The sequence below is a fragment of the Lacunimicrobium album genome (assembly GCF_052161635.1).
Classification (GTDB): Bacteria; Planctomycetota; Planctomycetia; order Planctomycetales; family Planctomycetaceae; genus SXPC01.
The window spans coordinates 4242251-4256163 of the sequence record NZ_CP197413.1; the positions used below are offsets into that span (position 1 = coordinate 4242251).

Below are 13913 nucleotides of genomic sequence, written 5' to 3' on the forward strand. Positions count from 1 at the left end.
AAAGCGATTTTCTGCGATCACGCATAGCGGGTGGCTGGGGTCAGGATCGATAGCTGACCCCAGAATGGGCGTCCGATAGCGAATGAACTGGGGTCAGCTAGAAAGCCTGACCCCAGCCACCCGGAAGCTTTATTTTTCAACGTGATGTTCGCTTCAGAGACAGCGGAGAGCGGATGAGCGACTTGCCATAGTGAGGGGCTTGCAGGTGTTGAGGCGGTCTTGAGGGCTGCCCCAGACGGACGTGGCGGTTGAGGCGGACCGACATCTGCTTTTCGGCTTCCTGCAAGGCCTGGTCCTGGACGATGGTCTGTTCCTTGCGGTTGATGCTTTCCAGGAACAGGAATGTGATCACTCCGCAGGTTCCGCCCGCCAGGATCACAGGAATATTGCCGATGAATCCGGCGTCACCCAGCCCCAGGCCGATCAGAAAGGCACTGATCACAAAGACAAGCGGGTGCGTGACGGGCTGTCTGCTGGCGGGGGGGCTTTGAGTCTGTTGAGAGTGCACGGGTTGTCCTGCCTTTCCTGGGCCGAACGTGTCAGACGGTCTTCATGTGATCAAGGTTGTCAAAGTGCGCGCGTCGTCGGCCCGTCTTGAGCGTCCTTCTTTTTCATCGGGCCGCCAGAGATTTCACTTCACTGTCACACCTCGATTTTGCTCCGTGCGGGTTCGCAAGGGTTTCCGGCTTGTTATGATTATAGGGGCTGGAAGAATAAGAGAAGACTGGAACGCAGAGGACGCGGAGAAGGCATCCCGATTCCACATAAAGCCACGAAGGCGCGACGGGGAATCTGGTTAGAAGAATCAAAGCCGTTCCTCTGCGACCTCTGCTCTCCTCTGTTCCCTCTGCGTTCCAGTCTTCTCTTGAATGGATTTTCCCATCGTATCGAAAGTGACCAACTCTGTGCGTCTGGCTTTGTTGCAGCTGAATTTCACCGTGGGTGACCTCGTTGGCAATCGTGATTTGATTTTGGAAGCCGCTTTGGAGGCTCATGGCCGAGGCGCGGAATTGGCAATCTGTACGGAACTGGCGATCTGCGCCTACCCGCCGAAGGATTACCTGTTGCGAGACGGCTTTGTCGCCGCGTGTGATCGGACGGTGGAGGAACTGGCGTCATTAATTCCTGCTGACATGGGGTTGATTGTCGGTCACCCGACCTGGTGGAACGTCAATGGGACGTATCCGGCCAACGCTGCCAGCCTGCTCCACGGCGGGAAAGTGGTCGCGACAGTTCATAAGACGTTGCTGCCGAACTACGACGTTTTCGATGAGCGACGTTACTTTGCGTCAGCAGAGTCGGTTTCGCCGATGGAATTCCGCGGCTTGAAATTTGGCGTGCATATCTGCGAAGACGCCTGGTACGGCGAGCCCGAGACGAACTACCACCTGGGAAATACGCCACAGCGCGATCCGGTCGCAGCGCTTGGCGAGCAGGGTGTCGACCTGATGATCAACATCTCCGCCAGTCCGTTTGAAGTCGAGAAGCTGGAAAGACGCATTGGCCTCGCGAGACGACACGTCGAGAAATTCGGCAAGCCGTTTGTCTTCGTCAATCAGATTGGCGGGCATGATGATCTTGTCTTTGATGGGCAGAGCTTCGTTCTCAACGCCCAAGGCACGACCGCACTGGTGATGTCTCGCTTCGCGACGGCAATCGAGATCCTTGAGACCGACCAACTGCCGACGATGCACACGCCACGCGAGTCATATCCACGGGAAGCGGACCTGCTCGATGCGGTCACGCTGGGTCTTCGTGATTATGCCAGGAAAACGGGCTTCACGGACTGTGTGCTGGGGCTCTCCGGCGGGGTCGATTCGGCGCTTGCTGCTTACATTGCTGCTCAGGCAGTCGGCCCTGAGCATGTGCATGGTCTCATGATGCCATCGCGTCACAGCAGCGACCACTCGATCGGGGATGCTCAAAAGTTGGCTGACAACCTCGGGCTTGATGCACACCTCATCAAGATCGATGAGATTCATCAAGCTTATGAAGGGGCGCAGGTTGTCCGTGAAGACCTCTCGTCGAATCCGGGCGGGCTGGCGGACCAGAATCTGCAGGCGCGGATTCGTGGTGCTCTCGTCATGATTCGCAGCAATCGACATAACTGGCTGGCACTGGCGACGGGGAACAAGAGCGAACTGGCTGTGGGTTACTGCACTCTTTACGGCGATATGGCGGGCGGATTTGCGGTCTTGAGCGACCTGTTTAAGAAGGACGTTTACGCCGTCTGTGAATACATCAATAAGGTCCGCGAAGGCAAGCCAGTCATTCCGGAGAACATTCTGACCAAGCCGCCGAGTGCAGAACTGGCCCCGAATCAGTTCGACCAGGATTCGTTGCCGCCGTATCCGATTCTCGATGGCATTCTCGAAGCGTTGATCGAAGACGATGCCTCTGCGGAAGATCTCTATAAAGATTTCGACCCGCAGATTGTGCAATGGGTTCTGCGCAAGCTCGACCAGAACGAATTCAAACGACGCCAGATGCCGCCGGGGATCAAGTTGACGCCGAAGGCATTTGGAGTTGGTAGAAGGATGCCGATGGCGGCGAAATATCGACTGGGATAAAGAGTTCACCTGATATTCATGTAGGGTGCGGGTGAGTCTTCGAACCGCACTAATTGTGCATGCGAACTTTACTGGACTTGAGTACACATTTGATGCGGTTCGCAAAGCCTCACCAGCACCCGACAAGCGAGGATTTTCTCTCAAACATCCGCCGTTCGGACGGAACTCTCGCGGATGACCTTCTCTGCCAGCTGCGTGTCGTACTGGTCCTGGAAGCAGTAGAGCTTTCCTTTGCGGAACTGCAGCAGATTGCTGATCGGCATGGGTTCGGGCATCGTGTGGCCGATGGGGCGAATGTAGCTTTTCCCCCAGACAACGACGTCGGTTCCCTGGCACAGAAACCGGTAATGGGGTCGGTGGTCGTGATCAGGGGGGACTTCCAGGATGCTGAAGAAAATCTGGAAGGCGTCGTGAATGGCGTCCGGGCCGCGGTGCTCTCCAGCGAAGGGGAGAATGGCGGGGTCACCGGGAATGATAAAGACGATGTCTTCGTCCAGAAAATGGCGAATGTGTGAGACAGCGTCTTTCTGGTAGGTATAGACCGCATGCACATACGCTTGCGCCAACTGAATCAGATCGGTCGTGAGGTCTTCGGGATAGATTTGCTCACTGGGCGTACTTAAAGCAGCAGCGAGATCTTCGATGGTTTCGCGGGATAACGTGGCGCCTGATTCTGCCTTCACGATGAGGCGTTCAGTGTACCCAGCCGCAGCGGCCAGGGCGGACTGAGTCAAGCGACGCTTCTCGCGCAGGCTTTTCAGCAGGACGGGATTACAGGATTTATACGCTGGTTTCGGCATCGCGATAGAATTCTATACCGTTCCGGTATCGTTCCTTTACTTGCTTGAGGCCAACCAACTATGCTGATCGAGTTGAATATAGATCGTTGTTCTTAAATGTGTCCGAGTGACGCAGCCGGCAAGATAATATACGCGCTTATTATGAGCGCCACGCGAAGCACCTTAAGCCGGTGTGTCCGGGTCAAACCGGCGCACCGTGCTTTACTTTGTGGTGCCGGGCTTTTTTCCAGGGCTTTGGTGAGGGATCAATCCCCTCGTGCTTCCGCGTAAAACTTCTCTTTGTGGGCTCCATCTTCGAGCACCATGAACTCGCCCGTTTTTTCGTCGTAGGCATAGGTCTGGTACTCGGGCAGGGCGTTCATAGAGACATTATTGACCTTGATGTATTCCTGTAGCTCGACGAATGTCAGATGTCGTTCTTCAGTAGCCTTGATCAGGTCCATATTGTGCTTCAGAGCCATCAAGTTCACGCGGGACGCTGCATTGACGTATCCCTGAAAAGCAGAACTGAGCGGGTCGAAGGCGGTGATCTTGTTCTCGGTGACATAGAAATTGGGGTTGGCCTCCATCGCCTGAGTTTTCTCGACCAGTTCCGACGTGCGGCGTTTCGTGATCGGAACTTTCTTCTCGGCGACTACGGGGGCAGCAGCAGGATCAGCGGCAGGTTGTTCGACCTTCACTTCAGACTTGGGTTGATCGCAGCCTGGGAGTGAGAACAGCGCGGCCAGCGACAGACCAGAGAGCAGCCAGTAACGTATCATCGAAGTGAATCCTTAGTCGATTGAGAGGTGGAGTCAGCTGGACAATCATAACCATCCGCCGGAGGAATCTCCATCTTTGTCTTCTCTCCAACGAGAGTTGCTGTTGTAATAGCAGTATGGCAACGCTTCTTTCACGCGATGAATATGTCGAACAGGCTTACTTTTTTGAGACGTTCTGTGAACGTCTCGAAGATGGCTTTTCTGCGCAGGAAATTCTGGAAACGATCCATGAAGAAATCCTCGCGACGACCCGGCTTCCCATGGCGCTCGAATTTCTTCGCGGCGAACTGATCCACACGGGACGCATCAGCGCGGGCATGTCGCGTTTGACACACTACTTCACGCCATTTCAGGCGTTCGTGATTGAGAACGCCGAAGCCGATAAGACACGCTTCGATCTGCGGACGGGATTCCAGATTCTGCAGAAAGAAGCGGAATACAAATCCGTCGAAAATCCGATTCCGCAGGCGCTGTTTATTTTCCAGTTTGAAAGCCTGTCTCGAAATCGTCTTGGCTATCACGTCGGCCTGGAAGCGATGTCGAAAGATCCATTTTACAGCAAGGACTGGGTCGACTGGATCCGCAAGATCCGCGGCCTGCTGGGGATGGTCGACTTCGCAGATCTGATCTATTCTGTCTCACAGCATGCTGTCGACCTCGAGGCGAAGAGTCGACAGACAAGGGATGATCAGCCAACAGAGCGGTTGGTCCTTTTCGGAATTCAGGAAGGACGGATCGCGAAAGCGAATCGCAATAAAGACCCGCTTTACATGTTCGGAGCACTGCAGCGGCATCTGGGCTATCCGACCGTGCCGCGCACCAAGCCCCGGCGATCAACGCCGGAGTTCGAGCCACATGTCGATCAGCGCTTCAGCCAGCTCGAGCAGCGACTGGCGCTCATGGAAGCCGATTTCAAAGGTCAGCTGGACGTGACGAAGTTCTACGTGAAACCTCCCGAGGGAGAGGGCTGATTCGTGAAAGACACGGAAAACACAGAGTTTGCATGAGGTCACGAACCTGATTCGGCAGCAAAAATTTCCTTGAGCGTGGTACGGTGGCTATAATTGGGTTTCTACGAGAGGAAGCCCGGTTTATGGCGCAGTTTGAGTATACGAAATTCGACGGGCAAGACCCGTTTGCACCGCAGTCGGCTGACAAGCTGTTTGACCAGCTGTCGGAATATCTGATGCATTATGGCGAAGAGGTACTCGAGGATCTGCAGAACCTCGAAGAAGAGAACCAGGACGTTCTCGATATGCTGATCAAACAGGGCTACATCGAAAAGGATGAGAAGGGGCAGTATCGCGTCACCCCGAAAGCGATGAAGCGGATGGAGACGAAGTCGCTGGAGATGCTGTTCGATGTGCGTCGACAGGATTCACTGGGGCGTCACGAAACGACATTTCGCGGCGTCGGGCAGACAATTCACGAGGAAACGCGTCAGTACGAATTCGGCGATCAGGTCTCGAACCTGAATATGCAGGAGACGCTGCGCAATGCCCTCGCGCGACAGGCACAGGAAGGTGGCCAGCGAACGATCCCGATCAATATCCACGAAGATGACCTGATGGTTTACGACACGCAGTACCAGACACGCTGCGCGACGGTCATTCTGCTCGATATGTCGGGGAGTATGTCACGCTACGGCAAGTATGGTCAGGCGAAAAAAGTCGCACTCGCGATCGGGGCGCTCGTTCGTGGCAAGTATCAGGGAGACTTCCTGCAGACCGTCGGCTTCTATAGCTACGCGTCGCCGTTGACCGAACGCGAGTTGATCAACTCCGCTCCGAAGCCCGTGAGTATTTACGATCCTCGCGTTTCGCTGACGATTAACCTGGATGCACCGCCACGCTTCGTTCCTCAGCACTTCACGAACATCCATGCAGGGCTGCAGTTCGCCAGACGCATCCTTAACCGTCAAATGGCACAGAACAAGCAGATCATCATCATCACTGATGGCGAGCCGACCGCTCACCTGGAAGGTCGCAACCTGCGGCTGCTGTATCCACCAGCGGATATCACGCTCAAGCATACGCTGGCAGAAGCCAAAAAGTGCGCGGATGAAAATATCCATGTCTCGAGCTTTGCCTTGATCGAGGATTACTTCTACCACGACCTTGCAAACTTTGTCGAAAAACTCGCGATGGTCACCGGCGGGATCTCTGCGACCTGCAACGCACAGGACATGGGGCAGATGGTCGTCGAGAGCTTCATCGCGGGGCGAAGAAAACGGACGCGGATGTGAAGCCCGGACGTGGAAAGAAGTGGTCTCATTTCGTTGTGTAGGGTGCTGGTGAGTCTTCGAACCGCACCAAATGCGTCGTCAGTGGCTGAATGACATTCGTATCCACAATTGGTGCGGTTCGCAAAGCCTCACCAGCACCCTACGCCTGAATCACCGATTACTTCGCTCGCTCGGCTGCGATGATCGCTTCGAGTTCTTTCACGATTTCCGGGTGTTTCGAGGCGACGTTTTCTGATTCCCAGGGAGACGTGCTCAGGTTGTAGAGCTGACTCTGCGGGGCATTGCCGGTTTCGGAGTTGGTATTCGCGGTGACGGCAGGGCCCTGGGAGGGTGGGATGAGTTTCCAGTCCCCTTTGCGGACGGAGAGCTGGCCGGCGTGTTCGATGATGTAATCGCGACCGGTCTCGGACTTGCCGAGGAGCGTGTCGAGGTAGCTGTGAGAATCGGAGGCCGTTGTCGTGTTGTACGACTGCCCGACGAAGTCGGCGAGGGTGGCGAGCAGGTCGATCTGGGAGAACAGGGCGTCGCTGGTTTGATTGGCGGGGACGTGGCCGGGCCAGCGGACGAGGAAGGGGACGCGTGTTCCGGCTTCAAACTTGCTGTACTTGCCGCCGCGGAAGGGGCCTGCGGGTTTGTGGTCGCCGAGTTTTTCGACAGCGTCGTCGTAGTAGCCATCGTTGATGACCGGGCCGTTGTCGCTGGAGAGGATGACGAGCGTATTCTCGGACAGCTTCAGGCGATCGAGAGTGTCGAGGATCTGGCCGACGGACCAGTCGAATTCGAGCAGGGCATCGCCACGAGGGCCCATGCCACTTTTGCCGACGAAGCGTGGATGCGGGACGCGCGGGACATGGATGTCATGTGTCGCGAAATACAGGAAGAAGGGCTGGGCTTTGTTGTCTTCGATGAATTTGACGGCTTTGCCTGTGATGACGTCCGCCATGTCTTCATCGACCCACAAGGCTGACTTGCCCCCTTTCATGAACCCGATGCGGCTGACGCCGTTGACGATGGTCATATCGTGGCCATGATGCCATTTCATTTTCGTGAGAAGCTCTGGGTTTGCTTTTCCCGTCGGCTGGCCTGTGAAGTTCTGTTTGTAGTTCACTTCGATGGGATCATTGGAATCGAGTCCAACGACGTGATCATTCTCCACATAGACGCAGGGGACCCGATCGCCGGTCGCAGGAATGAGGAAGGAATAGTCGAAGCCGATCTGGCCGGGGCCGGGAGTGACGGCTTTGTTCCAGTCTTTATTCTCGCCGCCCAGGCCGAGGTGCCACTTGCCGACGACACCGGTTTTGTAACCCGCACGCGTCATGACGGAGGCGATGGTTTCGCGTCCCGATTCGATGATCATGGCTGCATCACCCGGGAGGACGCCGGTCCCTTTCTTGCGCCAGGCGTATTCGCCGGTGAGCAGCGAATAGCGGGAGGGGGTGCAGGTCGCAGACGTGCAATAGGCGGAGGTGAACTTGAGTCCTTCGCGAGCCATGCGCTCGGCTTCGGGAGTTTTGATCGACGCGGTGCCGTAGCAGCTGAGGTCGCCGTAGCCAATGTCGTCGGCGTAGATGATGACGACGTTCGGGGCGGCTGCCTGGGCGATGGTTGTCGAGAGTGTGATGGTGAGCAGGAGCAGGAAGGATGTGTATTTCAGCATGGGGTACCTATGGAGCTGGGGTGGGAATGCCTGGTGCCGGTGAGCAAATGAGTGCCTACAGTCGCATAGCGCTCACCCTCATCCGCCCTTCGGGCACCTTTCCTGAGGAAGACTACCGTGTCGTTCACTCTCGCCTTCTCGGCGAGAGTGAACTCCTTGCTTCCACCTCAAGGGAGAAGGAACATAATATCGCTCCCCTCGATGGAGAAGCGGTGTTTGATATGTTAACCAATCAGAATCGGATTTCGCTACCGGTCATGCGAAACAAGGAGAAGAAACAGTTTCACAAACTCCCCTTGGCAGGTTTTACAAAAGCTGATAAACCTCCGTTGACTGCAGGAACAAGGATGTCTCCTCACGCGCTGGCGGGTTGAAAAACTTAGCCGGGCATAGTCAGGAACAGGGACGTGGCTGACGACGATTTACTCAACCCGGATGAAATTGAAGCTCTTTTGCGAGCCTCGGGCGCAGGTGCGCCGTCGCCTCCACCGGTCGCCAAGCCTGCTGCTCCGAAACCTGCTCCAACACCCAAGCCCGCTCCCGATGTCGGGCGTCATGCCGAACATCTTGTGCGACAAGCTGAGGCGGACCTGGCGGCTGCGCTGGCTCCGAGTTTTGGCAGTCCTCATATCAAGAAAACAGCGGACGGAACTTCTTCGTTCAACTTTCAGGAGTTCGGCCGCTCGGCGAATCTCGACGCTCAGTCCCGCATGGAGCTGGAAGCGCTCAATGAGGTTGAGCTCGATTTACGAATTGAACTGGGACGTACGGAGTTGCTCGTCGAGGAAGTCCTCGCGCTGAAGTCGGGCTCGGTTGTCCCTCTCGATAAACTCGCTGGTGACCCGGTCGATGTTCTCGTCAACGGGCGGTTGATTGCTCGTGGCGAAGTCCTGGTGCTCAACGATAATTTCTGCGTCCGCATCGCAGAAATTCTCACGCCTGATGATTAAGGAGGGCCGATGATGTTTCGTCCCTTGTTAATCATTGTCTTCGCAATAATTGCGATCTCAACGACTCAAGTCGCCCACGCTCAAACACAGCCCTGGCCGAACTCGAATCCTGCCAGTCAGTATCAGGCTCCACCCTGGAATGCGGAAACGTCTGCAGCGTCAGATCGCTTGAAGATCAAGCCCGTCGATGGCGAGAGCGCAAATACCGATGGCCCAAAGTCAAAGTCTCGCGCTCCAGGTTCGACGATGTCGGTTGCCTGGACACTGGGTTGCTTGGCGTTTGTCTGCGCATTCATGATCGTCGGTGCGCGCCTCTTCAAAAAGAAGATGGGCATTTCGTCCCAGGCGCTCCCGGTCGAGGTTTTGAACCTGCTGGGACGCAAACAGCTGACGCCGACGCAGCAGATCTATCTTGTGCGACTCGGCCCGAAAGTGGTCATGATTGGTGCAGGACCTGATGGCCTGCGGACTCTGTCTGAAATCACTGATCCTGTCGAAGTCGATCTCATGACCGGGCTGTGTCTACAGAAAGATGAGCCAACCAGTCCTCAGCAGTTCCTCAGACTGTTTCAGAAAAGTCAAAATACACCGCTCACGCCGACACCTGAGCCACAGGCACATGATCCCTATGATCGCCTGCGAGAGAATCTCGACTATCAACGCCAGTCCGGCCCGCGAGGTTCTTATGAAGCCTAGTCTATCCCTGCGGCGACCTGCCTTGCTGGCGGTGATGACCTGTCTGATGGTCTTTCTGCTGACGAGTGCGAGCTTTGCGCAAAACGTCGGTTTGCCCAATCAAGCATTCGCGCAGAATGCGTTCAATGATCCAACACTGGGTCTCGTTCCGCCAGCGCCTGAACCAGCTTCGACATCCAATGGTTTGGGTGGCCTGGATCCTGATGCGATGATGTCGCCGGGCGGGTTGACGTCGTCGTTGAAGCTGTTGATGTTGCTGACGGTGTTAAGTCTAGCGCCCTCGATCCTGCTGATGACGACCTGCTTTCTGCGGATCGTCATCGTCATGGGTCTGTTGAGGCAGGCGATCGGGACGCAATCACTGCCTCCGAATCAGGTGTTGATCTCTCTCTCGTTATTCTTGACGGCGATGGTCATGTGGCCGACGTGGCAGAAGGCGTATGACGAAGGAGTGAAGCCGTATTCATCGTCGAGTTATCGCACGAAAGCGGAACAACAGACGGCTCTGAGCGATGCAACAACTCGGACTCTCGCACCCATGCGGGAGTTCATGAGCAACCAGATTTCGCGTACCGGCAACGATTCTGCGATCTGGCTGTTCTGGGAATACGAGCAGGAAAAGAAAGCCGAACGCGGGGAGACAACCGTCGGCCCGCCTCAGCATTATGACGAAGTCCCGCTGACAATCTTGTTGCCGGCGTACCTGTTGAGCGAGCTCAAGACCGCGTTTGTGATTGGCTTTCAGTTGTACTTGCCGTTCGTTGTCATCGACATGGTGATCGCCACGATCCTGATCAGCATGGGGATGATGATGTTGCCTCCCGCGATGATTTCTCTGCCGTTCAAAATCCTGTTGTTCGTCCTCGTGGACGGCTGGACGCTGACGGTGAGCATGTTGCTCAAGAGCATTGCGTGAGGGATAGAAATTAGGAATTGGAAATTAGAAATTGGCCGATCCTTCAGAGGTCAATTGAATGTCCGATTCTTATGTTTTCTTCTGCCACTAATTTCCAATTCCTAATTCCTAATTTCCACCACCCATGAACCCAGACATTGCTTCCGAACTGATACAGAACTCGGTGATGATCTCGCTGCTGGTGAGCGCGCCGGTCATGCTGGTGGCGGTCGTGCTCGGGTTCATCATCAGCCTGGGACAGGCGGTGACGCAGCTTCAGGATCAGACGATCAGCTTCGTCCCGAAGATTGTCGCGATGGTACTCACGGGGTTGTACCTGCTCCCCTGGATCATCTCGCAGCTGATGGACTATACGACGGAACTGTTTAATAACATTCCAAATATTCTGTGAGAAACTGTTTGAAAATTCCAGTGACCAGCCCGGGAGGGCGAGGCTCCGTCCGAGCCGCTGCTGCGCGTTGCGAAACTCCAACTGCGGACAAGACGATGATGGCCTCGACGGTTTCCATCTCTCTCAGCACACCGTTCGCTATCGATCAACCGGTGTCAGGCTGCAACGCGGGACAGCGGCTCGGTCGGAGCCTCGCCTGGCTGTCGAGAAAACTCTCCCTGTTCACGAAGCACAACTCATCTCATACCTCAGGCTGAGTGGCCTCAAAGTCGGTCTGCTAATTAACTTTCACGAAAAACATCTTAAGGGCGGAATCACGAGACGAATCCTCTAGCATTCTTCCCCCTCTGTGAGCCTCTGTGTAACCCTGTCCCCTCTGTGGTGAAACCTCTTCCCCCATGCCGACAACCGTTGACCAGCTTGTGAATCCCTTCCTGGTTGACTCCGGGTTTGGGGCGCTGTTGCCGGTGGCGATGCAGCAGTTTTACTTGTTTCTGCTTGTGCTCGTGCGGATCAGCGGGTTGATGATTATCGGGCCTTACTTTGGGCATACGTCGATCCCGCAGAATGTCCGGGCATTGTTGGCGCTGGTGATCAGTTGTCTGATCTTTCCTTCGCTGTACTCCGATCTCATCTCGCGAACGATCCCTGTGGTCCCTTCGACGATTTTTGATCTCGGGTGGGTGATCGCAGCAGAGCTGTTGATTGGCATCTTTCTGAGCTTCGGCGTGATGCTGATTCTCATGGGTGTGCAGATGGCGGGCGACATGTTCGACCAGCAGGCAGGAACCGCCATGGGCGAAATCTTCAATCCCCTCTTCAACGGGACAGCGGCTCCTGTTGGTCAGCTCATGTACATGATGGCGACGGCGGTTTTTCTCGTCGCGGTCCCGATGCACGGACATTTGCAGATGCTCTCGATCACGCTGCAGACCTTCACGAGCATCCCCCTGGGACAGGTCCTTCAACTGGAAGGGGCCAGCGAAGTTCTTCTGCTGCTTGTCCAGAACTCAGTGACGTTGTCGCTGCAACTGGCGGCTCCCATGCTCGCGGCGATGTCGCTGATCAGTTTGACGCTCGGCTTCCTCGGGTACACCGTTCCACAGATTAACGTCCTCGTCATGGGCTTTCCCATTCGCGCGACGCTGGCCTTCTTCATCCTCATCATGACCGCCACCGGCATGACATCCACCATGCTGGCGTCCATGAATGATTCCCTGGAGATACTCCGCGGGTTTCTGGTTTCATAGAAATTGGGAATTGGAAATTAGAAATTGGCCAATCCCAAAACACCAAACCAAAAAGAGACTCCCGTTTCCCCTTTCCGACTAATTTCCAATTCCTAATTTCTAATTTCCAACACCCATGGCATCCGACGACGCTGGCGACAAAACAGAAGCCCCAACCGAGAGACGCCGCAGTGAAGCGCGCGAGCAGGGGAACATTCCGAAGTCGACAGACCTCAATGCCGCGATTCTGATGCTGACGGCTGCGTCGCTGCTGTGGACAATGGGGCCGACGATCACCGAGAAACTCGGTCAGCTGGTGCGTGCCTATGTTGAAGGACCCATGCCGCTGACGCTCGATGCGTATGGCTTCGCGCATGACATGTGGCAGCTGGCCAATGTCGTCGGCGAGATCTCGCTGCCGTTTCTCGGGACGATGTTCCTGGCTGCGATCGGGGCGAACTTCCTGCAAATCGGCTTCGTCATGACGACCAAGCCCTTGGAGCCGAAGTGGAATCGCGTGAACCCTGCGACGGGATTCACGCGCATTTACTCGATGAGCAGTCTGGTCAAACTGGGAACAAACACCGGGAAGATTACGGTCTTCTCGACTGTTGCGATCATCTTCATCGCTTACGAGATCGCGACCTGGGAAGCGATGATGGAGTTCGAGACGATCTCGTTTCTCTCTCTGATGTCCTGGAAGACGCTGCAGCTGGCCTTTGCATTGAGCGTTGCGCTGGCTGTCCTGGCGGTCGTCGACTATGCCTGGCAGTGGTATAAGCACGAAGAAGATCTCAAGATGACCAAGCAGGAGATCCGTGATGAGATGAAGAACATGGAGGGTGATCCACACATCCGCCACAAACGCAGAGAGATCCACCGCAAGCTCGCGACGGCTCGCCAGATGGCCGATGTCCCCAAAGCCGACGTCATCATCAACAACCCGACCCACATCTCCGTCGCCATCTCGTACAACCCAGAGAAGCACCCTGCTCCGATTGTTGTCGCCAAGGGAGCCGACGAGATCGCGATGAGAATTCGCGAGATCGCCCGTGAGCACAAGATCCCAATGATCGAGCGCAAGCCTCTGGCACGCCGGCTTTATAAGGAAGTCAAAGTCGGACGCCCGATCCCGCCGGATCTTTACTCGGCGTTCGTCGAGATCATGTCGTATGTCTACAAATTGACCGGGAAAGCACCGGCTGCGTTTCGTAAGAAGTAAGAGCGATTTGCCCTGTTTACTCAGCGGCACTCGGTACGCCGACTGCGGTCACGTTGGCGACAGGGATTTTCTCACCATTGATTTTGAGAAAAGCAGCGCCGCCTTCAAAGACCGCTGATTCTGCAACGCCGGTGATACTGGTGCCGTCTTCCTTGAATGCGGTGACTTCCTTCCCAATGAACGAAGAAGCCAGCTGGGTTTGAGAGACGTATGCCTGGGATGCAGCCAGGGAGTCAAGCGTTTCAGAAAGCTCCAGGCTCGATTGCAGCTCACGCATGCCGGAGATCTGTCCCAGCAGTTCTTCGTTCGACATCGGAGCAGACGGGTCCTGGTTCTGCAGCTGCGTGACCAGCAGCTTGAGAAACGCCTCGGAATCCATGGCGTTAAAGCCAGTTTCGCTCGGATCGACGATCTTAATCGGCTGTCCGCCCGGCGTGTAGACGACGTTGTCGGTTACGGTTGGCATGGCTGGG

Annotated in this window: 16 protein-coding genes; 11 read left to right on the top strand and 5 right to left on the bottom strand. The window is 55.6% G+C overall.

Going from position 1 to position 13913, the window contains the following annotated elements; genetic code table 11:
• Positions 1-136 precede the first annotated feature (136 nt).
• Positions 137-508 (bottom strand): hypothetical protein, encoded by a 372-nt coding sequence (locus SH248x_RS17025; protein ID WP_459555504.1) that lies wholly within the window; start codon positions 506-508, stop codon positions 137-139.
• Between the two features lie 385 nt (positions 509-893).
• Between SH248x_RS17025 and SH248x_RS17030 the strand changes: the two genes are divergently transcribed.
• Positions 894-2570, top strand: a complete 1677-nt coding sequence (locus SH248x_RS17030; protein ID WP_459555505.1) for an NAD(+) synthetase — start codon at positions 894-896, stop codon at positions 2568-2570.
• Between the two features lie 140 nt (positions 2571-2710).
• On the opposite strand, the gene SH248x_RS17035 is transcribed toward SH248x_RS17030, so the two are convergent.
• Complete coding sequence (locus tag SH248x_RS17035) at positions 2711-3370, bottom strand: helix-turn-helix domain-containing protein (RefSeq protein ID WP_459555506.1); 660 nt, start codon at positions 3368-3370, stop codon at positions 2711-2713.
• A gap of 245 nt (positions 3371-3615) precedes the next feature.
• Positions 3616-4131: a hypothetical protein gene (locus SH248x_RS17040; RefSeq protein ID WP_459555507.1), complete on the bottom strand. Its 516-nt coding sequence runs from the start codon at positions 4129-4131 to the stop codon at positions 3616-3618.
• Positions 4132-4247: 116 nt separating this feature from the next.
• On the opposite strand from SH248x_RS17040, the gene SH248x_RS17045 reads away from it, so the two are divergent.
• Positions 4248-5102: a hypothetical protein gene (locus SH248x_RS17045; protein WP_459555508.1), complete on the top strand. Its 855-nt coding sequence runs from the start codon at positions 4248-4250 to the stop codon at positions 5100-5102.
• A 122-nt stretch (positions 5103-5224) separates the two neighbouring features.
• Positions 5225-6376, top strand: a complete 1152-nt coding sequence (locus tag SH248x_RS17050; RefSeq protein WP_459555509.1) for a vWA domain-containing protein — start codon at positions 5225-5227, stop codon at positions 6374-6376.
• Positions 6377-6533: 157 nt separating this feature from the next.
• Here the strand turns inward: SH248x_RS17050 and SH248x_RS17055 are convergent, their stop codons facing one another.
• Complete coding sequence (locus SH248x_RS17055) at positions 6534-8036, bottom strand: sulfatase family protein (protein WP_459555510.1); 1503 nt, start codon at positions 8034-8036, stop codon at positions 6534-6536.
• On the opposite strand from SH248x_RS17055, the gene SH248x_RS17060 reads away from it, so the two are divergent.
• The 8 genes from SH248x_RS17060 (at position 8021) to flhB (ending at position 13440) form a co-directional block, all read left to right on the top strand.
• Entirely contained in the window at positions 8021-8410 is a 390-nt protein-coding gene (locus SH248x_RS17060; protein ID WP_459555511.1) for a hypothetical protein, read from the top strand. The two genes, SH248x_RS17055 and SH248x_RS17060, sit on opposite strands and share 16 nt — an antisense overlap.
• Positions 8411-8443: 33 nt before the next feature.
• Positions 8444-8986, top strand: a complete 543-nt coding sequence (fliN, locus tag SH248x_RS17065) for a flagellar motor switch protein FliN (RefSeq protein WP_459555512.1) — start codon at positions 8444-8446, stop codon at positions 8984-8986.
• A 9-nt stretch (positions 8987-8995) separates the two neighbouring features.
• A complete protein-coding gene (locus tag SH248x_RS17070; protein ID WP_459555513.1) occupies positions 8996-9682 on the top strand; it encodes a flagellar biosynthetic protein FliO in 687 nt (228 codons plus the stop codon).
• Positions 9672-10598, top strand: a complete 927-nt coding sequence (gene fliP / locus SH248x_RS17075; RefSeq protein WP_459555514.1) for a flagellar type III secretion system pore protein FliP — start codon at positions 9672-9674, stop codon at positions 10596-10598. Before SH248x_RS17070 ends, fliP begins: the two co-directional genes overlap by 11 nt.
• Positions 10599-10722: 124 nt before the next feature.
• The gene (gene fliQ, locus SH248x_RS17080) at positions 10723-10989 is read left to right on the top strand and encodes a flagellar biosynthetic protein FliQ (RefSeq protein WP_459555515.1); all 267 of its coding nucleotides are present in this window, start codon (positions 10723-10725) and stop codon (positions 10987-10989) included.
• Between the two features lie 67 nt (positions 10990-11056).
• On the top strand, positions 11057-11323 hold the full coding sequence (locus SH248x_RS17085; RefSeq protein ID WP_459555516.1) for a GxxExxY protein: 267 nt from the start codon (positions 11057-11059) through the stop codon (positions 11321-11323).
• Positions 11324-11387: 64 nt separating this feature from the next.
• Positions 11388-12239, top strand: a complete 852-nt coding sequence (locus SH248x_RS17090; RefSeq protein WP_459555517.1) for a flagellar biosynthetic protein FliR — start codon at positions 11388-11390, stop codon at positions 12237-12239.
• A 115-nt stretch (positions 12240-12354) separates the two neighbouring features.
• The gene (gene flhB, locus SH248x_RS17095) at positions 12355-13440 is read left to right on the top strand and encodes an EscU/YscU/HrcU family type III secretion system export apparatus switch protein (RefSeq protein ID WP_459555518.1); all 1086 of its coding nucleotides are present in this window, start codon (positions 12355-12357) and stop codon (positions 13438-13440) included.
• Between the two features lie 16 nt (positions 13441-13456).
• Here the strand turns inward: flhB and SH248x_RS17100 are convergent, their stop codons facing one another.
• A complete protein-coding gene (locus SH248x_RS17100; RefSeq protein ID WP_459555519.1) occupies positions 13457-13906 on the bottom strand; it encodes a flagellar hook assembly protein FlgD in 450 nt (149 codons plus the stop codon).
• Positions 13907-13913: the final 7 nt, after the last annotated feature.

Bases quoted from the DNA above. Each gene is read 5' to 3' on its own strand.
- SH248x_RS17055 (WP_459555510.1), bottom strand. From the start codon at position 8,036: ATGCTGAAATACACATCCTTCCTGCTCCTGCTCACCATCACACTCTCG.
- fliQ (WP_459555515.1), top strand. From the start codon at position 10,723: ATGAACCCAGACATTGCTTCCGAACTGATACAGAACTCGGTGATGATC.
- SH248x_RS17060 (WP_459555511.1), top strand. From the start codon at position 8,021: ATGTGTATTTCAGCATGGGGTACCTATGGAGCTGGGGTGGGAATGCCT.
- SH248x_RS17090 (WP_459555517.1), top strand. From the start codon at position 11,388: ATGCCGACAACCGTTGACCAGCTTGTGAATCCCTTCCTGGTTGACTCC.
- fliP (WP_459555514.1), top strand. From the start codon at position 9,672: ATGAAGCCTAGTCTATCCCTGCGGCGACCTGCCTTGCTGGCGGTGATG.
- SH248x_RS17040 (WP_459555507.1), bottom strand. From the start codon at position 4,131: ATGATACGTTACTGGCTGCTCTCTGGTCTGTCGCTGGCCGCGCTGTTC.
- SH248x_RS17045 (WP_459555508.1), top strand. From the start codon at position 4,248: ATGGCAACGCTTCTTTCACGCGATGAATATGTCGAACAGGCTTACTTT.
- SH248x_RS17035 (WP_459555506.1), bottom strand. From the start codon at position 3,370: ATGCCGAAACCAGCGTATAAATCCTGTAATCCCGTCCTGCTGAAAAGC.
- SH248x_RS17070 (WP_459555513.1), top strand. From the start codon at position 8,996: ATGATGTTTCGTCCCTTGTTAATCATTGTCTTCGCAATAATTGCGATC.
- SH248x_RS17050 (WP_459555509.1), top strand. From the start codon at position 5,225: ATGGCGCAGTTTGAGTATACGAAATTCGACGGGCAAGACCCGTTTGCA.
- flhB (WP_459555518.1), top strand. From the start codon at position 12,355: ATGGCATCCGACGACGCTGGCGACAAAACAGAAGCCCCAACCGAGAGA.
- SH248x_RS17100 (WP_459555519.1), bottom strand. From the start codon at position 13,906: ATGCCAACCGTAACCGACAACGTCGTCTACACGCCGGGCGGACAGCCG.